At 62.9% G+C, this 23,689-nt stretch carries 23 protein-coding genes; 10 read left to right on the top strand and 13 right to left on the bottom strand.

Annotated features, from left to right (window positions below):
- Positions 1–20: 20 nt before the first annotated feature.
- Positions 21–1,964, top strand: a complete 1,944-nt coding sequence (locus ACYU8T_RS01930; protein ID WP_461158346.1) for a flavin-containing monooxygenase — start codon at positions 21–23, stop codon at positions 1,962–1,964.
- Between the two features lie 77 nt (positions 1,965–2,041).
- Here the strand turns inward: ACYU8T_RS01930 and ccoS are convergent, their stop codons facing one another.
- From ccoS to ACYU8T_RS01875, 11 genes are all read right to left on the bottom strand, one after another.
- A complete protein-coding gene (gene ccoS / locus ACYU8T_RS01925) occupies positions 2,042–2,182 on the bottom strand; it encodes a cbb3-type cytochrome oxidase assembly protein CcoS (protein WP_461158345.1) in 141 nt (46 codons plus the stop codon).
- Entirely contained in the window at positions 2,179–4,311 is a 2,133-nt protein-coding gene (locus tag ACYU8T_RS01920; RefSeq protein ID WP_461158344.1) for a heavy metal translocating P-type ATPase, read from the bottom strand. Before ACYU8T_RS01920 ends, ccoS begins: the two co-directional genes overlap by 4 nt.
- On the bottom strand, positions 4,311–4,757 hold the full coding sequence (locus tag ACYU8T_RS01915) for a FixH family protein (protein WP_461158343.1): 447 nt from the start codon (positions 4,755–4,757) through the stop codon (positions 4,311–4,313). The genes ACYU8T_RS01920 and ACYU8T_RS01915 overlap by 1 nt, the downstream gene beginning before the upstream one ends.
- Positions 4,754–6,190 carry a cytochrome c oxidase accessory protein CcoG gene (ccoG, locus tag ACYU8T_RS01910; RefSeq protein ID WP_461158342.1) on the bottom strand — a complete coding sequence of 479 codons (1,437 nt, stop codon included), beginning with the start codon at positions 6,188–6,190 and terminating at the stop codon, positions 4,754–4,756. The genes ACYU8T_RS01915 and ccoG overlap by 4 nt, the downstream gene beginning before the upstream one ends.
- A 36-nt stretch (positions 6,191–6,226) precedes the next feature.
- Positions 6,227–7,135, bottom strand: coding sequence for a cytochrome-c oxidase, cbb3-type subunit III (ccoP, locus tag ACYU8T_RS01905; protein WP_461158341.1), 909 nt, complete (start codon positions 7,133–7,135; stop codon positions 6,227–6,229).
- On the bottom strand, positions 7,128–7,298 hold the full coding sequence (locus ACYU8T_RS01900) for a cbb3-type cytochrome c oxidase subunit 3 (RefSeq protein ID WP_461158340.1): 171 nt from the start codon (positions 7,296–7,298) through the stop codon (positions 7,128–7,130). Before ACYU8T_RS01900 ends, ccoP begins: the two co-directional genes overlap by 8 nt.
- Positions 7,295–8,041 carry a cytochrome-c oxidase, cbb3-type subunit II gene (gene ccoO / locus ACYU8T_RS01895; RefSeq protein ID WP_461158339.1) on the bottom strand — a complete coding sequence of 249 codons (747 nt, stop codon included), beginning with the start codon at positions 8,039–8,041 and terminating at the stop codon, positions 7,295–7,297. The genes ACYU8T_RS01900 and ccoO overlap by 4 nt, the downstream gene beginning before the upstream one ends.
- 12 nt (positions 8,042–8,053) lie before the next feature.
- Positions 8,054–9,712 (bottom strand): cytochrome-c oxidase, cbb3-type subunit I, encoded by a 1,659-nt coding sequence (gene ccoN / locus ACYU8T_RS01890; RefSeq protein ID WP_461158338.1) that lies wholly within the window; start codon positions 9,710–9,712, stop codon positions 8,054–8,056.
- A gap of 206 nt (positions 9,713–9,918) precedes the next feature.
- Positions 9,919–10,686: a Crp/Fnr family transcriptional regulator gene (locus ACYU8T_RS01885; RefSeq protein WP_461158337.1), complete on the bottom strand. Its 768-nt coding sequence runs from the start codon at positions 10,684–10,686 to the stop codon at positions 9,919–9,921.
- Positions 10,687–10,838: 152 nt separating this feature from the next.
- A complete protein-coding gene (gene fixJ / locus ACYU8T_RS01880) occupies positions 10,839–11,450 on the bottom strand; it encodes a response regulator FixJ (RefSeq protein WP_461158336.1) in 612 nt (203 codons plus the stop codon).
- Positions 11,451–11,453: 3 nt separating this feature from the next.
- Entirely contained in the window at positions 11,454–12,602 is a 1,149-nt protein-coding gene (locus ACYU8T_RS01875) for a sensor histidine kinase (protein WP_461159722.1), read from the bottom strand.
- A gap of 148 nt (positions 12,603–12,750) precedes the next feature.
- Here ACYU8T_RS01875 and ACYU8T_RS01870 point away from each other — a divergent pair, with 148 nt between their 5' ends.
- Positions 12,751–13,113 (top strand): hypothetical protein, encoded by a 363-nt coding sequence (locus ACYU8T_RS01870; protein ID WP_461158335.1) that lies wholly within the window; start codon positions 12,751–12,753, stop codon positions 13,111–13,113.
- 3 nt (positions 13,114–13,116) lie between these two features.
- Here the strand turns inward: ACYU8T_RS01870 and ACYU8T_RS01865 are convergent, their stop codons facing one another.
- Entirely contained in the window at positions 13,117–13,779 is a 663-nt protein-coding gene (locus tag ACYU8T_RS01865; protein WP_461158334.1) for an OmpW/AlkL family protein, read from the bottom strand.
- Between the two features lie 132 nt (positions 13,780–13,911).
- Here ACYU8T_RS01865 and hemN point away from each other — a divergent pair, with 132 nt between their 5' ends.
- Positions 13,912–15,219, top strand: a complete 1,308-nt coding sequence (gene hemN / locus ACYU8T_RS01860) for an oxygen-independent coproporphyrinogen III oxidase (protein ID WP_461159721.1) — start codon at positions 13,912–13,914, stop codon at positions 15,217–15,219.
- The gene (locus ACYU8T_RS01855) at positions 15,209–15,442 is read left to right on the top strand and encodes a hypothetical protein (RefSeq protein ID WP_461158333.1); all 234 of its coding nucleotides are present in this window, start codon (positions 15,209–15,211) and stop codon (positions 15,440–15,442) included. Before hemN ends, ACYU8T_RS01855 begins: the two co-directional genes overlap by 11 nt.
- 37 nt (positions 15,443–15,479) lie before the next feature.
- On the opposite strand, the gene ACYU8T_RS01850 is transcribed toward ACYU8T_RS01855, so the two are convergent.
- Positions 15,480–16,361, bottom strand: a complete 882-nt coding sequence (locus ACYU8T_RS01850; protein WP_461158332.1) for an HAD-IC family P-type ATPase — start codon at positions 16,359–16,361, stop codon at positions 15,480–15,482.
- A 1,036-nt stretch (positions 16,362–17,397) separates the two neighbouring features.
- On the opposite strand from ACYU8T_RS01850, the gene ACYU8T_RS01845 reads away from it, so the two are divergent.
- The 6 genes from ACYU8T_RS01845 (at position 17,398) to ACYU8T_RS01820 (ending at position 23,687) form a co-directional block, all read left to right on the top strand.
- A complete protein-coding gene (locus tag ACYU8T_RS01845) occupies positions 17,398–17,922 on the top strand; it encodes a curli assembly protein CsgF (RefSeq protein WP_461158331.1) in 525 nt (174 codons plus the stop codon).
- A gap of 1 nt (position 17,923) precedes the next feature.
- Positions 17,924–18,994 carry a CsgG/HfaB family protein gene (locus tag ACYU8T_RS01840; protein WP_461158330.1) on the top strand — a complete coding sequence of 357 codons (1,071 nt, stop codon included), beginning with the start codon at positions 17,924–17,926 and terminating at the stop codon, positions 18,992–18,994.
- Positions 18,995–19,145: 151 nt separating this feature from the next.
- On the top strand, positions 19,146–20,282 hold the full coding sequence (locus ACYU8T_RS01835; protein WP_461158329.1) for a hypothetical protein: 1,137 nt from the start codon (positions 19,146–19,148) through the stop codon (positions 20,280–20,282).
- A gap of 120 nt (positions 20,283–20,402) precedes the next feature.
- Entirely contained in the window at positions 20,403–21,545 is a 1,143-nt protein-coding gene (locus ACYU8T_RS01830) for a curlin repeat-containing protein (RefSeq protein ID WP_461158328.1), read from the top strand.
- A 60-nt stretch (positions 21,546–21,605) separates the two neighbouring features.
- Positions 21,606–22,955: a hypothetical protein gene (locus ACYU8T_RS01825; protein ID WP_461158327.1), complete on the top strand. Its 1,350-nt coding sequence runs from the start codon at positions 21,606–21,608 to the stop codon at positions 22,953–22,955.
- 33 nt (positions 22,956–22,988) lie between these two features.
- Positions 22,989–23,687 (top strand): hypothetical protein, encoded by a 699-nt coding sequence (locus ACYU8T_RS01820; RefSeq protein WP_461158326.1) that lies wholly within the window; start codon positions 22,989–22,991, stop codon positions 23,685–23,687.
- The last annotated feature ends 2 nt before the right edge of the window (positions 23,688–23,689 follow it).

Genomic DNA, 23,689 nt, shown 5'->3' with positions numbered 1-23,689 from the left:
CAGCCAAGAGAGGAGCGAAGATGAACGCGCACAGCAAGCTACATCCGGCGACCACATGTCCCCTGCCTGTCAGGGATCATGACGGTCTGCGCAGGGCATTGCAGGACGCTAACCTGCCCACCCTGCTGATGGTCTACACGACCTATGCCCAGGACCGTGCCTATCTGGACAGCTTCGCGCCCTACCTCACCGGCATCTATACGGCGGAGGCGCCGTCCAGCGTGCCCGATGCCATGGCGCAGGATCTACGCGACAAGCTGTTCGCGCTGCTGACCAACCCGACGCCGCCCGTGGAACGCCCGATCGAACCTGAACTGCTGCGGCGGATGATGAGCGTCAGCGTCGGTGAGGATGTCGATCCTACGATCATGCCGGTGCTCTACGACCAGATGGGCTTTGAACGCCCGGTGCCGCGCAAGGACATGCCCGGCCGCGTCCACCCACCAGCAGGCTTTCGCGTACTGGTGATCGGCGGCGGCATGACGGGCATCGCCGCAGGGATCAAGCTGGGCGAAGCGGGCTATGACTATACGATTATCGAGAAGAACCCTGACCTGGGCGGCACATGGCTGGAAAACCGCTATCCCGGCGTGGGCGTCGATACGCCCAGTCATTTCTATTCCTATTCCTTCGAACTGAACCCGGACTGGAGCAGCTACCATCCCAAAGGACCGGAGATTCACCGTTACCTGACCGGCGTTGCGGACAAATATGGCATCCGCGATCATGTGCAGTTCGGGACAAAAGTTCTCGCCGCCCGCTGGAGCGATGCGGACAGCAACTGGCACGTCACCTTGCAGGACGTGAACACCGCCGCGGAACGGGTGGAAGTGGTCAACGCGGTGCTGCTCGCCCATGGCGTGCTCAATCGCTGGTCCTTTCCTAACATTCCGGGCTTGGATAGCTTCAAGGGCCCGAAGATGCACACCGCCGGATGGGACCCAGACATGGACCTCACCGGAAAGCGCGTGGCGGTGATCGGCACCGGTGCCAGCGCCGCCCAGCTCGCCCCGGCTATCGCTGACAAGGTTTCCAGCCTCGTCATTTTCCAGCGGTCGAAACATTGGGTGCTGAACAATCCCGACATCGCCATGCCGGTAAATGAAAATATCCATTTCGCCCTGCGCAACATTCCGCATTACAAGGAATGGTTTCGCTTCCGGGTTTACTGGTTCACGGGCGATGGGCTCTATGGCAATGTGAAGAAGGACGAGAGCTGGCCCAACCAGGACGTCTCTATCTCGGCCCAGAACGATGGCGCGCGCAGCTATGCTCTGCAATATATTCATCACAAGCTGGCGGGCCGACCCGACCTGATCGAAAAGATCGTTCCCGACTATCCGATTTTCGGCAAGCGCATCGTGCTGGACGCGGACGGCGGATGGCTCGACACGTTGGTGAAGCCCAATGTCACGCTGGAAACCGACCCGATCGACCATGTCGAAGAGCATGCGGTCGTCACCAGGAGCGGCAAGCGCTACGAAGTCGATGTGATCGCGCTGGCCACCGGCTTTGAGCTGGCGCCCGCCCTCGGACCGCTCAAGGTCTATGGCCGGAACGGCTGCGATCTGGCAGCGGCATGGGGCAAGGACGAGGCGCGCGCCTATCTTGGCGTGATGGCTCCTGAATATCCCAACTTCTTCATGACGCTGGGGCCGAACAGTGCGCCCAATCATGCAGCAGGCGTCAACATGGTTCTGGAAGCGCAGATCCACTATATCGTCGAGGCGCTCGACAAGATCGTGGCTGCTGGCGGCAAGGCGATCGAGCCGACGGAGCAGGCCTATCTCGATTGGAACGAGAGGGTCGATGAGCAGATGAAGCAGATGGTCTGGACCCACCCCAAGGCCAAAAGCTATTATCTGAACAGCAAGGGCCGCAACTATGTGTCCTGCCCGTTCAAGCTCGCCGATTATTGGAGCTGGACGCGCAATCCTGATCCGGGGGCGATGGTCATTTCTTGACTATCAAAGGCCAGCAACAGAAAGGGGCCAGGTCCAGCGGATCTGGCCTTTTTCCCGTTCCTTCCTCGGGCGCTTCCCTAATCCTCGTCGATCAATATCCGCGCTGCCGCGCCTTCGCTGTCATCAAACTGGCCGTCGCGCAGCGCCCAGAAAAAGGCGGCGAGGCCAAGCAGGCCCAGGCTTAATGCTATGGGGATCAACAGTCCAAGACCTGTCATTTCGCGGCTCCCTTCAAACGCAGCGCATTCGCGATCACGATCAGCGACGATGTCGACATGGCGATGGCGGCGACCAGCGGCGTGACTTTCCCCGCAATGGCCAGTGGCACCGCCAGCACATTATAGCCGATGGCGAGCGCGAAATTCTGCTTCACCACTGCGATCGTCCGGCGTGCCGCCCGAACGGTCTCCACCACGGGCGTCATCCTATCGCCGAGGAACACTGCGTCGGCTGTCAGCTGGCTCGCGTCGCTGGCAGAAGCCGGGGCCATGCTGGCATAACCTGCGGCCAGCGCCGGTCCATCGTTAAGGCCGTCGCCGACCATCAGCACCTTTTCGCCGCGCGCGTGTAACCGCCCGATCAAGGCCAATTTGTCGGCGGGACGCAATTGTCCGATGGCAGTCGTCCCAGTCTCGCGCGCAACTTCCTCCAGTGCTTCGGTGCGGTCGCCGCTGGCGATCAGTGTCTTTACGCCCATCGCCCGCAGCTCCTGCAACGTTTCTGCCGCATCCGGGCGGAGCGCATCACTGAAGCGGAGCAGCGTAGTGTGATCGCCCCGCCGATATTCGCTCGCAAGCCCGAAGAGGTTGACGATACTGTGTGGCCGAGCGAGCGACACGGAGAGCCCTTCATGCTGAGCAAACAGCCCTTCACCCGGAACCTCGCGGATCTGGTCAAGAGCGGCCGGCGTCACTTGTAACGCCTCAAGCGCCTGGCGCACAGCATTGCTCAAGGGATGGCGTGACGCCCGTGCCAATGCCAGCAGGATTGCCTGATCCTCAGCGCCCAGTCGTTCCAGGCCCTGCGGCACTGGGCGGCCCAGCGTCAGCGTCCCGGTCTTGTCGAACAGTGCTTCGCTGACCTCGGCCAGTCGCTCGAGCGCGGACCCGTCCTTCACCAGCACGCCGCGCCGCATCAGCGCGCCGCATGCAACGATCTGCGCCGCCGGGACAGCGAGGCCAAGCGCGCAGGGACAGGTGATGAGCAAGACGGCAACCGCAATCAGCAGCGCCTGATGTGCGCCCGCGCCCGCGATCATCCAGCCTGCGAAGGATAGCGCGGCGAGCAGGTGGACGCAGGGCGCATAGTAGCGTGCGGCACGATCGGCGATCTGGACGTAGCGGGACTTGCCCTGCCCTGCTTCCTCCATCAACCGAGCAATATCGGCGATAACGGTGTCGGCCCCGGCGGCAATCACCTCGACGGTGATCGGGCCTTCGATATTCATCGCCCCCGCCTGCACAGCGTCCCCAGGCCGGACGCGGACCGGCGCGCTCTCGCCGGTCAGGAAGGCAAGATCGATCCCGCTTTCGCCTTCCATGACGCGGCCGTCCGCCGCCAGCCTTTCGCCCGCAGCGACGAGCATGCGCATGCCGGGGCGCAGCGCGCTGGCTGCCATCCATTGACTGCGGCCGTGTTCGTCGAGGACCAACGCACCCGGCGCGGTCTGCTTGAGCAAGGCCGCGACGCCCGCGCGCGCTCGTCCGCGCATCATGCTGTCGAGGCAGCGCCCCGCCAACAGGAAGAAGAGCAGCATCACCGCGCCATCGAACCAGGCATGTTCGCCGCCGACGATGGTTTCGAACAGGCTCATGGCAGTCGTCAGGAGCACGCCGATGCTGATCGGCACGTCCATGTTCGTCCGCCCCTGCCGCAACGCCGCCCAGGCGGAACGGAAGAAGGGCTGGCCGGCATAGGCAACTGTCGGCAGCGCAATGAGTGCAGAGAGCCAGTGAAACATCGTCCGCGTCGCGCCTTCCGCACCCGACCAGATCGATACCGACAGCAGCATGATGTTCATCGCCGCAAAGCCCGCGACGGCGAGCGCGCGCACGAGCGCCTTGCCCACATCCGCCGCGACATCCTGCCCCGGATCGGCGAGTGGCTCCGCGTCGAAGCCGAGCGCGACGATGGCCGCCTTCAACTCCGGCGGCGTCAGTGCGGGATCATGGCTGATGGCCACCCGCCTGGCGCTCAGATTGACGCGTGCAGAGCGGATTCCCGGCTGAAGCGGCAAGCCATTTTCGATCTTTGACAGGCACCCGGCGCAATGAATGCCTGGAACGGCGAACAGGCTTTCCCTGACCTCGGGCGGGGATGCTTCGTGCAACACTGGCTGGCTGGCCATCAGTCGATCTCCCGCAGCAGATGTTTTTTCCCAGCATCATTATGAATCTCGAAGCGCAGCTGCCATCGGCCAGCGGGCAAGGCGCGGTCGCTGACATACACTCCCGGCGCAGCCTCATGCAGGCGCAGCATGATGTCCGGCGTGCGCCCAACCGGATGCTGCGCCACCGCGATGATCTGCGCCCCCGCCACGTTGAGTTCCATCCGCACATGACGGGCGGCGTCCAGCGACACTCGATCAACCCAACCCAGTTTTTCCTGCGCGCGCGCCTGCGCCAGCCAGCCGTTGAACTTCTGGCTGGCGACATAGCTGTTCTCCACCACGGCCCCGCCGAAGGATCGCACCGCGAGCGTCGCCATAGCCATGTTGACGGCAATAACGACGGAGAAACCGGCGACGAGTATCGCGGTCATGTGCCAGCCTGTGAAGGGAGGGGCATGTTTCATGTTGAGGGCCTTTCGAAACGAGCGTCTTCGCTGTCGCCGCCGCCTTCGCGGTCCAGGGCGCGCACTGTGAAGCGGAAATCCTGCCGCGCGGGACCGGCAGAGGGCAGGGTCAGGAACAGGCGCAGCTTTGTCACGCTGTCGGCAGCGACAGTCGCCCGCACTGCATCGCTCGCCTCTTCCCGCGATCCGGCGTCAGTCCAGATTTTCGCGCCGGGCAGACCGGCGACGCGCACCTCCACGTCGCGCGGGCGGGTCTCCATGTTTCGCAGCTTCACAGTGTAAGCGTTGCGGATCGCGCCGTCCGACAGGCGCACGAAAATCGGGTTGCGATCCTGCTGCGCGCTGATGTCCAACCGCGTGCGCGCACCCAGCGCGAACAGCATGGCCGCTCCGATGCTCGCCCAAACCGTGAAATAAGCGATGGTGCGCGGACGCAGCAGGGTCTTTAGCACGGGCTTGGCCGCCGCGCCCTTCTTCTCCGCCTCGGCATCGTCCTCCGTGCAATAGTCGATCAGCCCGCGCGGACGGCCCACCTGCTCCATCACCTTCTCGCAGGCATCGATGCAGAGGGCGCAGGTGATGCAACCGATCTGCGGGCCTTCCCGAATGTCGATGCCGGTGGGGCAGACCGCGACACACTGGTTGCAATCGATACAATCGCCATAGTCGCCGGGATGGGCCTGCGCCTTCTTCAGGCTGCCGCGCTGCTCCCCACGCCAGTCCTTGTAGGTGACGACCAGCGATTTTTCGTCCAGCATCGCCGTCTGAATGCGCGGCCATGGGCACATGTATATGCACACCTGTTCGCGCATGAAGCCGCCCAGGATGAACGTGGTAGCGGTCAGCACCGCAACCGTCCCATAGGCGACCGGCGCTGCCGTTCCGCTCCAGAATTGCTGCTGCAAAGTGGGCGCATCGGCGAAATAGAAGATCCATGCGCCACCGGTGATGAATGCGATTGCCAGCCACACGGACCATTTGGCGATCCGCCGGGCCAGCTTGGAGATGCTAAACGGCGCTTTCGCCAGCTTCAGTTGCGCATTGCGATCACCATCGATGAACCGCTCGACATGCTGATAAAGGTCGGTCCACACCGTCTGCGGACAGGCATAGCCGCACCAGGCACGGCCCACGGCGGAAGTGACGAGGAACAGGCCAATCCCCGCCATGATAAGCAGCCCCGCCACATAATAAAACTCGTGCGGCCAGATCTCGATCGAGAGCATGTAGAAGCGCCGGTGGGCCAGATCGACCAGCACCGCCTGGTCCGGCGCATAAGGTCCCCGATCCCACCGCAGCCAAGGCGTCACCCAATAAATGCCGAGCGTCACCGCCATGATCGCCCATTTGAGGCGCCGGTAGAAACCGTCCACGGCCTTAGGGTAAACGCCCTTGCGCTTCTCGTAGAGCGAGGGGGAGCCGGACATCAGCATGCCTCCCTCCCCGGGATGACGCGGAGGGTGCGGCTGCTATTGGGCGGCATCACCCGCTACCTTTGCCGGTGTCGCCTCACCCCCGCCCAGGCTGTGGACATAAGCTGCCAGCATGCGGATGGCGGCCTTGTCGAGCTTGTCGTCCCAGCGCGGCATCACGCCACGGCGGCTGTTCCAAACGGATTCATGTATGGAGTCAGCGTCTCCACCATAGAGCCAGATCGCGTCGGTCAGGTTCGGCGCACCCACCTGACGGATGCCCTCGCCCGCAGGTCCGTGGCAGACGGCGCAATTGTCAGCGAAAACCTTGGCTCCACGCTGCGATACCGGGCTGGGACGGGCCTGCCCACTTATGACCCGCACATGCGCCACCACGTCATCGACCTGGTCGGCCGTCAGCAACTGGTCCTTGCCGAACGCAGGCATCATCGACTGGCGGGTCGCCGCATGGTCGGGGGTGCGGACGCCGACCGTGATGGTCGTTTCGAGCGTGGCAAGATCGCCGCCCCACAGCCAGTCGTCGTCGTTGAGATTGGGATAGCCCTTTGACCCCGCTGCGCCAGATCCATGGCACTGCACGCAATGAACCCGGAAAGCCGCGCGTCCGCCTTCCACCGCCGCGTGCATCAGTTGCGGGCGCATGGGCAGCACGTCAATCGACGTGTCGGCAATTGCCTGCCGCACCGGCGCGATCTGCGCTTCCCGCGCCGCCAGTTCCTTTTCGAGCGCCCCCCGGCTCGACCACCCCAGCACGCCCTCTGTCGCCCGGCTGATCATCGGCAGGGCGGGATAGGCGATCACATAACCGATCGCGAACAGGATCGTCGCGTAGAAGGTCCACAGCCACCAGCGGGGCAGCGGCGTGTCCAGTTCCTGGATACCGTCCCATTCGTGATGCTTGACCTCGGTGCCGGTGGCGGCGTCGATCCGCTTTTCATCAGCCATGATCCGCCTCCGAATGTTCCGTTTCGAAAATCGTCCGCGCGGCCTCTGCGCTACGCTCGCGCCCCATGGGCCGGAAATGCCAGCCGATCAGGACGGCGTAGGTGAGCGCCATGAAGACCAGACCCCAGCTGTCTGCGAAATGCCGCAACGCGTCGTAGCTCATCGTCCGGCCTCCTGCGGCCTGGCGCTTTCCACGTCGACCAGCGTGCCCAGCATCTGGAGATAGGCGACCAGCGCATCCATCTCCGTCACCTTGGCAGGATCACCGTCAAAGTCGCGCGCCTGCGCCTTGGGGTAGCGCTTGATCAGATCCTTGGCGTCCGCGTCGGGATCGGCCTGCGCCTTCAGGTCGTCATCCGCCTTGGCGATGTCGTCCTTGCTGTAAGGCACGCCGACACGGGACAGCGCCGTCAGGTCCTTGCCCATATCACCCGCCTTCAGTTCCCGCTCGGCGAGAAACGCATAGCCCGGCATGATCGATTCCGGCACCACGGCGCGCGGGTCCTTCAGATGCTGGACATGCCATTCATCCGAATATCTGCCCCCCACCCGCGCCAGATCGGGTCCAGTACGCTTCGATCCCCATTGGAAGGGATGGTCGTACATGCTTTCGGCCGCCAGGCTGTAATGGCCATAACGCTCCGTCTCGTCGCGGAACGGACGGATCATCTGGCTGTGGCAGTTATAGCATCCTTCGCGGATGTAAATATTCCGCCCCGCCAGCTCCAGCGGCGTATAGGGCCGCATGCCTTCCACTTTCTCGATCGTGTTGTCGATCCAGAACAACGGCGCGATTTCCACTATCCCGCCGATGGCGACTACAACCAGTGACGCGATACCGAGCAGGGAGACATTGCGCTCCAGGTTGCCATGATCCCAGAACTTGCCCTTTGTCTTGCTTGTCATGTCTTTGCGTCCTTAAGCAGGCTGGGTGACAAGCGGCCGGTCCGCGATCGGATCGAACGCCGCATCGCTCATCGGCTTTTCCTGCCTCAGCGGGCTGCCCGCGATGGTCTTGCCGATGTTCCAGGCCATGGTGATCGCCCCGGCGAGGTACATGAGGCCGCCCACCGCGCGGATGACGTACATCGGGAACATGGCGCTCACGACTTCGGAGAAGGCGTAGACGAGGTAGCCGTCGCTCCCATATTCGCGCCACATCAGCCCCTGCATGATGCCCGCCACCCACATCGACGAGGCGTAGAGAACGATGCCCAGCGTCGCGAGCCAGAAGTGCCAGTTGATCAGGCGCAGACTGTAAAGCCTCTGCCGCTTCCACAGTCGTGGCGTCAGATAGTAGAGGCAGGCGAAAGTAATCAGGCCGTTCCAACCCAATGCACCACTATGCACATGGCCGATCGTCCAGTCCGTATAGTGGCTGAGGCTGTTGACCGCCTTCACCGACATCATCGGCCCTTCGAAGGTGCTCATGCCGTAGAAGGCGAGCGCCATCACCATCATGCGGATGATCGGATCGGTGCGGATGCGGTCCCATGCGCCGTTGAGCGTCATGAGGCCGTTGATCATCCCGCCCCAGCTCGGCATCCACAACATGACCGAAAACACCATGCCCAAAGTCTGCGCCCAGTCGGGAAGCGCGGTGTAATGAAGATGGTGCGGACCCGCCCAGATGTAGAGGAAGATCAGCGACCAGAAGTGGATGATCGACAGGCGGTAACTATAGACCGGACGCTCCGCTTGCTTGGGCACGAAATAATACATCATGGCTAGGAAGCCGGCAGTCAGGAAGAAACCGACCGCATTATGCCCGTACCACCATTGTGTCAGCGCGTCCTGGACACCGGAAAAAGCACTGTAGCTCTTCGATCCGAGCAGGCTCACCGGCATCGACAGATTGTTGACGATGTGCAGCATTGCGATCGTCAGGATGAAGCTGAGGTAGAACCAGTTCGCCACATAGATATGCGGCTCGCTGCGGCGCAGGATCGTGCCGCCGAAGACGATCAGATAGGCGACCCAGACGATGGTCAGCCACAGATCCACATACCATTCGGGCTCGGCATATTCCTTGCCCTCGGTGATGCCCAGCAGATAGCCGGTCGCCGCAAGGACGATGAATAGTTGATAGCCCCAGAAGACGAAGCGCGCGAGCGAGGGGAAGGCAAGGCGCGCGCGGCAGGTGCGCTGCACGACATAAAAGCTGGTCGCAATGAGGGCGTTGCCGCCGAAGGCAAAGATCACCGCCGACGTGTGCAGCGGCCGCAACCGCCCGAAGCTTGTATATTCGATGCCAAGATTCAGCGCAGGAAGGGCCAGTTGCAAGGCGATGTACAGCCCGGCCAGAAAGCCCGCCAGTCCCCAGAAAACGGTCGCGATGACACCCCAGCGGATCGGGTCGTCATCATATTTGCCCTGGTCGGCAGGCATCTTCACCAGACCGCGCGCGATCCCGGCATAATCGGCCCCGCCGATCGTCACGATCGCCATAAGCAGCGCCGCCGCGCAGGCTATGCCCATATGGACGGCAAAACCGCTGTCCACCGCCATCAGCGCCGCCAGTAAAGCGAGCACCGCCAGCGCGAACCAGCCGCCCGATTTCAATACTAGTTGATCCATGGGATCCCCCTGCGAGAGCTTGTCCGCGGCGCCCTTCCCCAGGGGCCGTCTTCATTGAAAATTCTCTGTCAAAGGCGGGGCGGCAGGTATGTAGGGGAATGTCCGTAGACAATTTGTCGCGCCCTCTTCCCCTTCCCTCCCTCAGGCAGGGGTGGGTCAGTGCCGCATCGATGCAAATTACAAAGCCGAGCTCAGGGAGCTCGACCTCACTCCCCCTCGGCCATGCTCTCCAGCCGGTCGGCATCGCAAATGCGAACGCCCCGCCGCCCGACCAGGGCGATAACGCCCAGCCGCTTCAGGTCGCTGAACTGGCGCGAGACGGTTTCGATTGTCAGTCCCAAAATGTCCGCGATCTGCTGGCGTGAGAGAGGCAGATCGATTGCACCGTCAGCGTCCGCGCGCAGCCTTCTGCTCATGTCCAGCAGAAAGGACGCCACCTTCTCTCGCGCATTTTTGCGTCCGAGCAACAGCATCCAGCCGCGCGTCCGGTCCAGATCATCCAGTGTCCGCTGCAACAGTCGATGTTCCAGTTGCGAATGCTGCCGCGCAAAGCCGTCGAATGCGCCGCGCGGATAAAGGCACAGCCGCGCATCGATAAGCGCCGTCACGCTGTGCGGCGTGCGCACGCCAAAGGGGCGGCCGATGAAATCGGAGGCGTAGACGACGCCGACAATCTGTTCCCGCCCGTCGCCTGTCGATGTGGCGAGCTTCAGCGTGCCTTCGATCACATTGGCGACGACCATGCTGTCATCGCCTTCCCACATCACCGTCTGCCCGGCCTGCAACGTCACGCGCCGTCCGATCCGGTTGAGCGCAGCCCGCTCCTGCGGACTGAGATCAGCGCAGATCGCTTGATCGCGCACTTCGCACCGATCGCAATAACCAGTGGCACAGCCGCCAGAGACCGGAGTCATCATTGCAGCCATCTCAGGCCCGGCAGGCGCCTTTTGCGCCAGATCAAATTGCATATCCATGTCCGCTGCATGCCGCTGCGCGGATTTCAGACCTATCCGTAATTGTCCCTAGCCACTTCTTCGTCATGCCAGAGAACGCTGGCATACCGGTCGATAGGAAGCAGCTTGGCCGCACCTGATTCCAGATTACGCCGGGATGACGGCTAAAGCCCTCACCCCACGCCCGCGTGAAAGGCAATACGCAAAGCTTCGGCCAAGCTCTTCACCTCCAGCTTCTGCATCAGATTGGCGCGATGGATTTCGACCGTGCGAGGGCTGATCCCCAAGTCGAAGGCAATCGTCTTGTTGGGCAATCCCTCGACCAGCCCGTCAAGCACCTCACGCTCCCGGTCGGTCAGCACATTGAGCCGCGCTCGCGCGTCGTCCGCCCGCGTGCCGGCCCCACGCTCGGCAAGCGAAAGAGTGCGCGCCGCTTCGACGCATCCGAGTAGCGCAGCCTTCTCAAAAGGCTTTTCAATGAAGTCGCTGGCACCCGCCTTCATCGCCGCCACGGCCATGTCGATATCGCCATGGCCCGTCATGATAACCACGGGCAGCATGACGCCGCGCGCGCGCAGTTCTCGCTGCACCTCAAGCCCGTCGATATCGGGCATTCGCACATCCAGCAGCACGCATCCCGGTTCCAGACCGGCAGCCTCCTTCAGGAAAGCGGCTCCCCCTTCGAACAGGCGCACCGCATAGCCGCTGGTCTTCAGCAGGAATGACAACGACCGGCGGATCGCCTCATCATCATCGACAACATAGATGGGGAAGGGTTCGCTCATGCCTTAATCCGCGCTGTCCAGGGTGAAGTGAAAAGCCGTGCCGCCCCATTGGGATGGCTGCGCCCAGATCCGGCCGCCATGGCCTTCGACAATGGTCTGGCTGATCGACAGGCCAACGCCCATGCCGGACGGCTTGGTGGTCGTAAAAGGGGTGAAGAGCGTGCGTGACATGTCCGGGTCCAGGCCAGTTCCGCTGTCGGCGACGATTATTTCGACGCGTCCATCGTCCGCTGGAGCCGCGGACAGGCGCAATATCCGCGCCGGGCTGCTCGCCATTGCCTCCATCGCATTCTTGATCAGGTTGATGATCACCTGCTGCAGTTGCACTCGGTTGACCAGCACCTTGTCGACCCGCCGATCAATGCTGATGTCCATGTCGATGCCCCGGCTGTCCATGCCGATGAAAGCCAGCGCTGCGCCTTCGGCCAGCAGCCCGCGCAGAGGTTCGGGCTGGCGCATCGTCTCGCCACGTTTGATGAATTCGCGCAACGACCGGATGATCTCGCCCGCGCGCAGTGCCTGGCGCGCGCTTTCGTCCATCGCCTCGCGCAGCAGATCGCGGTCAACCGGGCCTTCGCCGTCCAGCAGGTCGCGCCCGGCCTCCAAATAATTGGCGATTGCGGTCAGGGGCTGGTTCAGCTCATGCGCCAGCGCCGACGCCAGCGTTCCCATGGCCGTGACTCGTGTGGCGTGGGAGAGTTCCGCCTGAAGGTCCGCCACGCGCCGCTCCGCCTGCTGCCGTTCGGTCAGGTCGCGGATAAATCCGGTGAACAGCCGCTGGCCCCTGTCCTGCACTTCCCCCACCGACAGCTCGATCGGAAAGGTCGACCCGTCCCGTCGCCGGGCGCTGGTCAGGCGGCCGATGCCAATGATCCGCTTTTCGCCCGTGTCGATATAATGGCTGATATAGCCGTCATGCCGTTCGCGATCGGGCGATGGCATCAGCATCGAGATGTTCTCGCCCAGCACATCGCTTTCCGCATATTGGAACATGCGCTGAGCCGCCGCGCTGAACGACACGATCCTGCCCCTCATGTCGATGACAATCAGGGCATCGGGCACGGTCGCCAGGATCGAACCCAGCAGCGCCTGCTCCAGGCTGTGCTCGCGCTCGCTCAACCCCTCAATGTCATCATCGTCCGCAACCGCCATTACGTCACCATGCCCCGTCTTTTCCATGCCAGCAAGCCAGCGGCGCACGCCCCCGTTCCCGCCGCTGCTCGCTAAGATCGCGCGCGCACCGCCACCATCCGGGATAGTCCTTATATTTTTTGGCGCGGGAAAACGCGATCTGGATGGCATGACATGGACAACCGTACGCCTTGAACTTGCCAGGACGGCCGACTTTCCCAACGGATCGGCGGCGCGCAGCTATGTGATGCGCTTGCCGCTCGGCGATGATGGGCTGATCGATGAGAAGGAATATCAGCACCATCCCGAACTGGCGACGGTGCGGCGCTTCTGGCCCAATGAACCGGACCGGCATGGATGCCTGCTGCGGACGGCTGAGGGTTGGGCGCTGTCCTACCAGCCGGGGGAAGAGGATGACGAAATCCTGTTCCGCCTCGACGCACATAGCATCAAGCCGGGAAGCTATCTGACCCTGACGGAGCCTGATGGCGAACGCCTGCCCTTCGTGGTGAAGGCGTTCGCCACAGCCTGAAGATCAGAGCTTCATGCCGATGCCGATCCCGAACACCAGCGGGTCAAGGTGCACGCGCACCTTCTGCACGCCCGCCGCCGTGGTGGACAGGCGCGCCGTTGTGTCGATGTCGATATATTTGACGTCCAGGTTCAGGAAGATCCTGTCCGTCAGGTCTACGTCGACCCCGGCCTGTGCCGCCCAACCGAAGCTGTCGGACATACGCACCCTGGTCGCGCCCACCGCACCCTCAAGCGCGCCAGAGGCCTTTTCATTGTAGAACAGCGTGTAGTTGACGCCTGCCCCGACATAGGGCCGGACCTTGCCTTCGGGCAGGAAGTGATATTGCGCCGTCAGCGTCGGCGGCAGCACCCAGGTCGAAGCCAGACGGCCGATCGAACCCGTCGTGCCACTGCGCCCGCTGGCGCTATGCTTCGTCGTCGCTGCGATGAGTTCGAACCCGATATGATCGCTCGCCATATAGGTTATATCGATCTCCGGCATTACGCTGTTGTCGACCTTCACCTTCTCGCCGGGAAAGCCGGGCGGCACGCTGCCGCTGCGTTCGTTGGGTGCGACCATTATGCCGCGCAGCCGCACCAGCACGTCGCCCTGCGCGGCCTGCGCAGGTGCCGCCATTGCGGCACAAAAGCCGGTCGTGCCCAGCAGGATAGTCTTGAAGTTCATGAGATTGTCTCCGTCCCTATTGTCGGTGACCCTCGTCTGCTCTGGTCGCAAGCATCCGACATTGATCCGGCGCAAGCCGTGATTTGACCTGCCTCAATGTGCCAGGATGCAGTCCGTGCGATCCGCTCCATAATGTGGACCTATCACCCCGATCTGCTCGCCCAGCCGGTGCCGCGCTACACCAGCTACCCAACCGCCGCGCAGTTTACAGCTGACATAGGCGCGGCCGATCTAGCCGCCCGGCTCGACGCGATTGACGCGGACGCTGCGCTCTCCCTCTATGTCCACATCCCCTATTGCCACGACATATGCTGGTATTGCGGTTGCAACACAGGCGCGGCCAATCGCGCGCACCGCCTGACTGCCTATGTCGAGTCTTTGGAGCGCGAGATCGCCCTTGTCGCCGCGCGGCTGGGCGGACGTGGCCGGGTTGCGCGGATCGCCTTTGGCGGCGGCAGTCCCAATTCGCTGCCGCTGGTCGATTTCGTACGCCTGCTCCAGCAGCTGTTGCTCTGCTTCGATGCGCATCGGGCTGAGATTTCGGTGGAGCTCGACCCGCGCCGCCTGGATGGCAAGTGGATCGCCACCATGGCGGCGATGGGGATCAGCCGCGTCAACCTTGGCGTGCAGACCTTCACCCCGCATGTTCAGTCCGCCATCGGCCGCATCCAGCCGCTCGACATGGTGGAAAGGACCGTCGATCAGCTTCGATCCGCCGGGATCGCGACCGGCTTCGACCTCATGTATGGCCTGCCCGGCCAGAGCCTCGATGATCTTGCGGCGACGCTGGAAGCGAGCATCGGCATGCAGCCCGCGCGCATCGCCCTTTTCGGCTATGCCCATATGCCCCAGCTTTTGCCGCGCCAGCGCCGTATAGACGGCAGCACCCTGCCCGATCTTGCTACCCGTTTCGACATGGCGGCTCAGGGCTATCGCCTTCTCACCGAAGCTGGCTATGCCGCGATCGGCTTCGACCATTTCGCCCTGCCGCAAGACAGCATCGCCTGCGCTGCCCGCGAAGGCAGACTCCGCCGCAATTTCCAGGGCTTCACCGATGATCCCGCCGAAATCCTCCTGGGCCTTGGCGCCAGCGCGATCAGCCAGTTCCCGGACCTGATCGTCCAGAACGAAAAGCAGGCAGGCCCGTGGCGCGACCTTGTGGAGCGTGGCGCGCTAACCGCCACGCGCGGAGTCCTCCGCACCACCGATGATCGCCGTCGCGGCCGGATCATAGAAGCGATCCTGTGCAACGGCGAAGCGAATGTGGATGCATCCACCCCGATACCAGACCTGTCGCGCTTCGAATGTCTCGGCCTTGTCAGCGTGGATGGAACCCTTGTGCGACTGACCCCTGACGCCCTCCCCTATGCCCGCAGCATCGCCGCCGCCTTCGACTTCTATCTGCAACCAGCGGAAAGGCGGTTCAGCCATGCGGTATAGCGCCGCTGCGCTCGCCGCCCTCGCCTTCGCCAACCTCGCGGCCGGGCAAGTGCGCCATTATGCCGCCCGCTCCCCCTACTTCTGCGGCACACCTCCCCCCGGCTGGACGCCGCCGGAACAACGCAGGGGGCAAGGCCATGATATAAACATCCTCGGCTGCCACACGCTCATCGGCGAACGCAGCCGTGCCTTGAAGGACCGGGCGCGACGGCGTTCCGACTAAAAACGAGCCCTTGCCGTCCGCAGTTCCGCACCGCCCCTCAGGCGATCCGGCGCCGCTGTCCCTTGACGAACTCGCACAGGCCAAGAACGACCAGAGGCGTCGCGATCAAGATGGGCAAGTCCATCAGCCCGAGCGTGGCGAAATCAAGGATGCGGCGCAGCGGGGCCAGCAGAACGATCATTCCGCAAGCGATCAGGACCGTGGCCGCAACGTAGCGAAGCGAAGCATTGTGCCGCCACAGGGCACTCATCAGCGATGTGCTGAAGGACCGGCTCACCAGCACCAGCGCCATGATCGCCCCGACTAGCCCGAAGAACAGGAGCGCCCTCACCCGATCAGGCGCAAATCCCCCATATGTGGCGCCCAGTTGAAGCCCGACAAGCAGCGCAAGCGCCATTCCGCCATAAAGGATGCTGGGCAGGACAAGGCTCGCCGAAAACAGGCGCTCAGCAGGATGACGCGGCGGTCGCTGCATGATGCGGCTTTCTTCACGCTCAGCTTCGAAAACGAGGGCGCAAACCGGATCGATGATCATTTCCAGAAGCGCGATCTGGATCGGCCCCAACACCAATGGCAGGCCCAGCAACAGCGGCGAAACCGCGAGCCCGGCGATCGGCACATGCACCGCGAAGATGAAGCCGATGGCCTTGCGGATATTGTCGTAAATGCGGCGGCCAAGGCGAATGGCGATGACGATCGCGCCGAAATCATCCTCCACCAGAACGATGGACGACGCCTCCCGCGCCACATCGGTGCCGCGCTTACCCATCGCAATGCCGATGTCCGCGGCTTTCAACGCCGGTGCATCATTGACCCCGTCGCCCGTCATAGCGACCACCTCGCCTGCGGCCTTAAGCGCCGACACGATCCGCAGCTTCTGTTCCGGCATGGTCCGGGCGAATATCGTGGCATCCTTCACCCGCGCGCAGAGGTCAGCGTCGGATATGCCTCCACATCCATCCACACGCCTGTGGGGACGACAATCAGCATGCCTCACGTGCCTGAGTTCGATAAGGCGACACACCTGGCGGTCCTCACCCGGCCATTCCGATCGGCTGCTCGAAGAACGCGGTCTGCTGAGCGCCAGTCCACTCTATGTGGACCCCAACCATCTCATTATTTGGTGATTACCCGGTGATTACTTCTAGGAAAAAACGCCCCTGATGATAGCGAATTAGCGCTTTATTTTCAGCGAGATAGTTGAAAGCGAGCACGAAGTCTGGTACTTCCGCTACCGCCGCAAGTAAGGCGCTTACCATGGCGCAGGACAGGTCCTGTTGCCGCCTTTTATCGCTTCGACATGCATGCAGCGCGCCGCCGCAACAGCCGGAGCGCATCCCTGTCCATTGCTGCCATAAGGCCAATCATTGCCCGCCAATGGTCTTCGTCCCAACAGCCTGTACCAATTAGAGACGAAGAAGTTTTTTTGCTAAATAATCCTTGTCACCGTTAACTTTGTTCGCCCTAGGAAAGCCGTGGGTTTGACCTTCACAACCCAATATTTACGGCTAAATCCGGGCGCTACTCAGGTACCCCTACTCAATTTTGGGTATATATCATTCGTTAGGTCTTTGTTAATTGGCCCCTTAGCGAAGGGTAGACAATAAAAAACGAGTCGCCACCCTGCAGCCGACAATTGGATAGCGTGCCGCGGCGAAATTGCGGTCAATGTCCAGTTGCGCCGAAGTTGGGGGGAAGTGGTGTATGCGTAAGAAGAGCCTGATCGTTGGAGGATGCCCCGCATCCACCGATTTCCTGCCTGTTATTTCAGGAAACAATCACCCGTCATCCTGACGAAAATGATCCGGGCCCAGTTTAGGGCTCCTCCTTTCAAATAGCTTCCGCCCCGAACACTTCACCTGTTCGGGCACCCATGACGCGTTCCTCATGCGTGGACCTGCAAAGGCCTCCACGTCCGTGCAGCACCTATGATGCAGTAATAAGGGGCTTGAATAGTGAAACATCTACGATTGGCCACGCTGGCAGTGATCGCGTTGGCGACACCCGCTTCGGCCCAGGAACTGAAGTTCGAGTTCCGAAACCCTTCCTTCGGCGGAAATCCCTTCAATTCCGACCATCTTCTCGCCACAGCGACAGCGCAACGCCCGCCCCAGAAATCAAATGGCGGTGATGGAACCGGCGAACTGACCGAGGCACAACTGTTCGCCCGGCAGATTCAAAGCCGTCTGCTCTCCGCCCTGTCTTCCAGCGTCGTTGAAGCCATTACGGGCTCCGATCCGGGGACTTCGGGAGAATTTACGGTCGGCGACCAGAAGATTTCCTTCGAACGGACGCTGAGCGAAATCCGCCTCAGCATCTTCGACAATTCGACGGGTGAGACGACGGACATCGTCGTCCCGGTGCTGACGCTCAACAACGCCAACGCGAATGCGGCTGCGGCATCCGCCCTCGGAAACAACTCGGTGGAAAGCTCGCTGGCCGCCAGCCTCACCGGCAACACCAGTCTCACGGGGCAATAAGATGAGCATCAGGGGGAATATCGTGAAGCGTTCGGCTGCTGCTGCGCTCGTCGGCTGCATGGCGGCCACTCTTGGGGGGTGTTCGGTCCCGCACGAACTGGTGGCATCCGCCAGCTCCGCGCCGCAGATCGCGCCCGTCACGCCTGTCCAGCGCGACCTCATCTACCTGCCGCCGCCGCCGCAGCCGGTGCCGATCGCCGTGTACAGCTTCACCGACCAGACCGGCCAGCTCAAGCCCTCGGAAAATATCCAGAGCTTGTCGCGCGCCGTGACCCAGGGCGGCACCAGCGTCCTCATCAAGGCGCTGCGCGACGCAGGCAATGGCAACTGGTTCACCGTCGTGGAGCGGGAACGCCTCGATAACCTGCTGAAAGAGCGCCAGATCATCCGCGAAATGCGGCAGCGCTATTTGGGCGAAGCGGAAACGCCCTCCAGCGTCCTGCCTTCGCTGCTCTTCGCCGGCATCCTGCTCGAAGGCGGCATCATCGGCTATGACAGCAACACCCAGACCGGCGGCATCGGCGCGCGCTTCCTCGGCATCGGCGGCGACATGCAATATCGCCAGAACACCGTCACCGTCTATCTGCGCGCCATCAGCGTGAAGACCGGCGAAGTGCTGGGCAATGTCGTCACGTCAAAGACCGTCGCCTCGGTCGCGCTCAACACCAACGTCTTCAAATTCGTCGAATTTGACGAGCTGCTGGAAGGCGAAGCAGGCGTGTCGGCCAACGAACCGATCCAGATCGCCACGCAGGCCGCCATCGAAAAGGCGGTCTACGCCCTCATCATGGAAGGCGCTCAGCCCGGCGGCCGCCAGCTGTGGAGCTTCGCCGACGCAGCTGCGGGCCAGACCTACCTCAACCATTATAAGGAAGAGAAGGAACGCGCCATCGCCGCCGCCTTCCGCCGCACGGGTCCCTACTACACCGACCCGATTGACGACCCGAAGAAGACCGCACGCGCCAAGCCCGCAAAGCCCCAGGCCCGCGCATCCGGCACCCGCCAGGCCGCACCGGCCAAGGTCGCCGCAAACAACCAACCGAATTCCGCCGGCCAACCAGCCGCGCGGTGAACAAACTCGCCCTTCGCGAGCGGGGGGAGAGTGTGACGAGTGGGCAGGGACAAAAACCAGCCCCGCCCGCCCGGCGCTACCGATCTGGGGAGCCGGTAAGCCAAACCGCCGCACAACATCGCGGCATGTGAGTTGAAACAGGAGGATTAACATGATCAAGAAGCTTCTTATCGGCGCTTCGGCGCTGGCTTTCGCTACGGCGGCGCAGGCTCAGGTGACCGATCTGACCATCAGCGGCACCACCGCGACTGCCGGTGCCGGTTTCCACGATGCCGTCCGTGCAGCGAACAATCCGCCGGTCTCTGGTGCGAGCGATACCAGTGAAGCCGCTGACGCGAAAGCCAACATCCCGAGCGCCGGTTCGGTCATCACGCCGGTAGTCGCCAGCGTCGTTTCCCAGAGCTCCCTGCTGGACCCGAGCCGGAATACCAACAAGGCTGGCATCGAACAGGACGGCACGAACAACGACGCCGAAGTTAATCAGGACGCTGGCCGCGCAGGCTGGGGCGTGGTCAACCAGAACGGTCGTAACAACGACGCGATCATCAGCCAGACCGACACCGGGACCGGCGGTACGGCTAATGGCGCCTATGTGAGCCAAGCTTCGCGAAGCGATTTCTCCTTGGGACAGGTTGCGCGGATCACGCAGGTGCACACCGGTGCTGGCCTTTCCGGCCAGAACGCTGTCATTCTGCAGGGCTCGGATTCGGATCGCACATCTTTGAACTTGGGCACGATCACTCAGCGTGGTGGCAGCAACGGAAACAATCCCGCCACGCTCCAGGACGCTCTCATCGTACAGACGGGGTCAATCAACGCCTCGGCCATCTCGCAGGATGGAACTAACAATCGTGCGACCAGCGTACAGGCCCAGTCTGGCGGTTCTGATATCGATCAGACCGGTAACGGCAACGCTGCTTACGTGACTCAAGGTACTGGCCAATTCGATATCAAGCTGAGCGCAATCACTCAGAATGGCAACGGCAACTTCGCCGCTGTTGAACAGAAGCTGCTTGCCGCCTCGCGGATCGAGCAGACGGGCAACAACAATCAGGCTTTTGTTGAGCAGAACGCGGCCACCGGTCTGGCGAGCTCTGCTATCGAACAGCGCGGTACAGGCGGCAACAACTACGCCAGCGTTCTTCAGCTCGTCGGCGCCAACAGCGAAATCCTCCAGACCGGTAACGGCGGCGGCAATGAAGCCTATGTCTACCAGCATACCGCTTCGGGCAGCCAGAGCGTCATTTCGCAGAACGGTGGCGGCAACTACGCAGTTACCCGTCAGTAACGAAAGCTTGCGGGGCGGCGTCATGCCGTCCCGCATCCTTCTCCTCAGCAAAGCGGCGGCTTTGTTCAGGTGAAGGATGATCGGCCAGCCAAGGGCCAGAATGCCGAGAAGGAGCATGACATGCGGATGACAGGCAGTTGGACGCGCAAGGCGCGCTTGATCGCGGCGCTGGGTTCAGCAGCGATGGCTGCGGTCGCCACATGCTCCGGTGTGAACGCTCAATCTGTCGCCTTCATCGAGCAGGTGGGCGACTATAACCAGACCAGCATCGACCAGAGCGGCGCGACCGGATCAACCGCGCTGGCTCAGACGAAGGGGTCTGAAAACCTTCTCGACCTGACCCAAAGCGGCCGTGACAATCGCGCAGTCGTATCGGTTACCGGTAACCGCAGCGGGCGCGGAGACGCCCCCGGCGGAACTGGCCGGACCATGGCTTTCGCACCGAAGACCCTGTCGCCCTACGTCATTGGCAGCGAGAACAAGCAGAACAAAAGCAATAACGGCCAGGGCGATCCCTGCGGCGAGGGCAATGGGCAAGGCACGGGCAATCCCTGCAACGGCAACAATGGCAATGACGGCGCCAACGGCAATGCCGGGCACAAGGATGCCGCGCTGACCACCTCCACCCTCACCCCACTCGCCAACCTCGAATCCGGCGTTATCCGCCAGTCGGGCGAGCGCAACCTCGCGGGCGTTCTGATCAAGGGCGACAGCAACGACTTCCACGTGTCGCAGCTGGGCAACGACAACAAGGCGGCGCAGGCCGTCTCCGGCTCGTTCAATCAGGCCGCCATCGTGCAGGGCACGCCCAATGGAGCGACCGGCGGCGGCAACAGTGCCGTCCAGGTCCAGCGCGGATCGAGCAATTCCGCCTATGCTCATCAGGCAGGCAGCAACAATGTCGCCGCGCTCGTGCAGGCGGGGGGTCTCGGTGCGTCACCGACAACAGCCGAAGCGGCGCTGGCCGGCGCGGGCGGACTGGTCGGTGTTGCAGGCAGTGCCAACTACACCCAGTCGGCCGAAGCTGTCCTCGCTAGCTACAGTGCGCGTGGCAAGGGCACCGGGAATAGCATCACACTTCAGCAGAACGGCGACAACAACATCGCCCTGCTCGGTCAGTTCGGCAACGACAATAGCATCGCCCTGCGCCAGCCCGGCGACGCTTATGCCTCTATCACCCAGTTCGGCAACGGCCGCTCGATCGGGATCGAACAACAGGCCGGGACTAACGGTGTTTCACCCATCACAGTCACCCAATATTGACCGCTCGGCCCGGTCTGACGGGCCAGCTCATCCAACCGCTACGGGCTCAGGAGCAACAAGATGCGCAAAAGGAACGATCTCTGGCTGCTCGGCGCGGCTGTTTCCTTGAGCCTGCCGCTGGCCACCCACGCCGCCGCGCAAACCATCACCGCAGGCGACGGCATCCTCGTCACCGACATCCAGATCGCCGACACGCCGCAAAGCTTCATCCAGGATCAGGTCCTCGCCAACGCGCTCGGCAAGTCGCAGGATGCGGGCCTCATCAGCGACAATGTGCCTGACCGCAGCGACGTGCGCGGCTTCAACAAGGGCGATGTTCGCGGCGCCATCATCTCGGCCTTCAACTCCAGCGCCTCCTCGATCATCGGCAATTTCAACCTTGATGAGGTGCCTGGGCTGCAGTTCGATACGCTGGGCAACAAGGCGGCGGTCGAGCAGGATGGCCTGCGCAACCTCGCCAATATCAACCAGGCTGCGGGCAATGCGGGCTGGTCCGTCGTCAACCAGGCGGGTGAGGACAATGCGACCCTCATCGAACAGGCCGACACCCGCGCGCCGGGCCAGCGCTCTCTCAACCGCGCTTATGTCGGGCAAGTGGGCTCGGCGATCGGCTCCGGAAGCCTGCTTTATTCCAACTATGGCCGCATCCAGCAGACCCACCGCAGCTTCGACCTGTCGGCAGGCGCGTTCAGCGGCAACAACCTCGCCAACAATGCGACCATTCAGCAGGGCGGCTTCCGCGACATCACGCTGCGCGAGGTTCCGGTCCAGTTCAACGCCGTCGCCGCGCGCAACGACGCCCTGATCGAGCAGGAGGGGGCGGAAAACGACGCCGTCATCCAGCAGGGCGCTGAAAGCCCAAATACCTTCGCGTTCGAAGTCGGCGACACGATCGGCCGCAACAATCGCGCCATCGTCCGGCAGGTCGGCTATGGCAACCGGGGCGTCATTCTTCAGGAAGACGACGCCAACGCCATCACCCATCAATATGGCTCCGACAATCTCGCCTTCGTCCGGCAAGATGGCGACGTCGTCGATGGCGGCCAATATAGCCTGATCGAACAGGGCCGCCTGGAAAATGGCGATGTGTCGGGCAACTTCGCCTCCGTGTTCCAGCGTGGCATCCTTCAGGAATCGACCATCCGCCAGAACAGCAACGGCAATGATGCCCATGTCTACCAGACCGCCGAGTCCGGCTATGCCAAATCCACGATCGAGCAGGGCGGCGGCAACGGCAATTACGCCAGCGTCCTGCAAAGCGCCGTCGCGGGCACCGTCGACATGGCGGTGGTCAGCCTGATCGCCCAGACTGGCGCCAGCAACGAAGCCTTCGTGTCGCAACGCACCGCCGGCAGCTACAGCAGCGTCGCCCAGACCGGCGACCGCAATTTTGCGCAGGTCCGGCAATAGGCTATATTGAAGCGGCACCCTGCGTCCTGAACCGTGAGCGAAATGTCTATGCGAACCCTATTGTTGATCACGGTTCTTCTGGCCGGAGGAACATCCGCGCTCGCCCAGCGGAGTGACCTGGCGGTTGAGCAGCTGCCGACCCATTCCTCAGGCCGCGCGGTGCCACAAGTCGGCGCGGCAAGCGCCTCGGACCAGATCTCGTCGAGCGCTTCCCAGGCCCCCGCGCTTCAGGGCCAGCTCTCCTCATCGCGCACCGGCCGCGAGCCAGCACTCCGCCAGATCGCCCCACGCACCGCCGGATCTGCCCCAACGCCCCAGCTCGCCGACCGCAACGTGAACCCCCGCATCAGCGCCCTGCCCCCCGGGCTGGTCGACGCCTGCGCCCGCGCGGCCGAAGGCAGGGGCGAACCGCCCCAGGGCGTGGACTGCAACAGCGTGATCGAGGCTGCGCCGCCCCCGCCGCCAATATCCGCAGAAGAAGCCCTGCTCACCAGCGATGAAGAGCGGGCGTCGCAGCGCGTCGCCAGCGAACAGCAGTCACGCGGTCGCGCGCCCGATGCCGGAGAGGTCGCGCGGCGGCTGAGCTCCGGCGATGTTTCCAATTCTCCCGTCGCGCAGGCCGTCGCGGCGCAGGCGGCCTCGGACTCGATCGCCAACTCGACGCCTGCCCCCAATGGTCAGCCCGTCATCGTGCCCGGCGGCGGTTCCGTCGTCGTGCCGGGAAGGAACTGACG

Source organism: Sphingobium sp. TomMM35A (assembly GCF_054771735.1).
This window is presented reverse-complemented; position numbering and strand designations above follow the sequence as displayed.

What these genes read in the sequence shown, in the direction of transcription:
- ccoS (WP_461158345.1), bottom strand. Translation starts at nt 2,182, where the DNA reads ATGACAGGTCTTGGACTGTTGATCCCCATAGCATTAAGCCTGGGCCTG.
- ACYU8T_RS01865 (WP_461158334.1), bottom strand. Translation starts at nt 13,779, where the DNA reads ATGAACTTCAAGACTATCCTGCTGGGCACGACCGGCTTTTGTGCCGCA.
- ACYU8T_RS01830 (WP_461158328.1), top strand. Translation starts at nt 20,403, where the DNA reads ATGCGGATGACAGGCAGTTGGACGCGCAAGGCGCGCTTGATCGCGGCG.
- ACYU8T_RS01855 (WP_461158333.1), top strand. Translation starts at nt 15,209, where the DNA reads ATGCGGTATAGCGCCGCTGCGCTCGCCGCCCTCGCCTTCGCCAACCTC.
- ccoG (WP_461158342.1), bottom strand. Translation starts at nt 6,190, where the DNA reads ATGCTGATGTCCGGCTCCCCCTCGCTCTACGAGAAGCGCAAGGGCGTT.
- ACYU8T_RS01900 (WP_461158340.1), bottom strand. Translation starts at nt 7,298, where the DNA reads ATGAGCTACGACGCGTTGCGGCATTTCGCAGACAGCTGGGGTCTGGTC.
- fixJ (WP_461158336.1), bottom strand. Translation starts at nt 11,450, where the DNA reads ATGAGCGAACCCTTCCCCATCTATGTTGTCGATGATGATGAGGCGATC.
- ccoP (WP_461158341.1), bottom strand. Translation starts at nt 7,135, where the DNA reads ATGGCTGATGAAAAGCGGATCGACGCCGCCACCGGCACCGAGGTCAAG.
- ACYU8T_RS01930 (WP_461158346.1), top strand. Translation starts at nt 21, where the DNA reads ATGAACGCGCACAGCAAGCTACATCCGGCGACCACATGTCCCCTGCCT.
- ACYU8T_RS01870 (WP_461158335.1), top strand. Translation starts at nt 12,751, where the DNA reads ATGACATGGACAACCGTACGCCTTGAACTTGCCAGGACGGCCGACTTT.
- ACYU8T_RS01835 (WP_461158329.1), top strand. Translation starts at nt 19,146, where the DNA reads ATGATCAAGAAGCTTCTTATCGGCGCTTCGGCGCTGGCTTTCGCTACG.
- ccoN (WP_461158338.1), bottom strand. Translation starts at nt 9,712, where the DNA reads ATGGATCAACTAGTATTGAAATCGGGCGGCTGGTTCGCGCTGGCGGTG.
- hemN (WP_461159721.1), top strand. Translation starts at nt 13,912, where the DNA reads ATGTGGACCTATCACCCCGATCTGCTCGCCCAGCCGGTGCCGCGCTAC.
- ccoO (WP_461158339.1), bottom strand. Translation starts at nt 8,041, where the DNA reads ATGACAAGCAAGACAAAGGGCAAGTTCTGGGATCATGGCAACCTGGAG.
- ACYU8T_RS01920 (WP_461158344.1), bottom strand. Translation starts at nt 4,311, where the DNA reads ATGGCCAGCCAGCCAGTGTTGCACGAAGCATCCCCGCCCGAGGTCAGG.
- ACYU8T_RS01915 (WP_461158343.1), bottom strand. Translation starts at nt 4,757, where the DNA reads ATGAAACATGCCCCTCCCTTCACAGGCTGGCACATGACCGCGATACTC.
- ACYU8T_RS01875 (WP_461159722.1), bottom strand. Translation starts at nt 12,602, where the DNA reads ATGGCGGTTGCGGACGATGATGACATTGAGGGGTTGAGCGAGCGCGAG.
- ACYU8T_RS01825 (WP_461158327.1), top strand. Translation starts at nt 21,606, where the DNA reads ATGCGCAAAAGGAACGATCTCTGGCTGCTCGGCGCGGCTGTTTCCTTG.
- ACYU8T_RS01885 (WP_461158337.1), bottom strand. Translation starts at nt 10,686, where the DNA reads ATGGATATGCAATTTGATCTGGCGCAAAAGGCGCCTGCCGGGCCTGAG.
- ACYU8T_RS01840 (WP_461158330.1), top strand. Translation starts at nt 17,924, where the DNA reads ATGAGCATCAGGGGGAATATCGTGAAGCGTTCGGCTGCTGCTGCGCTC.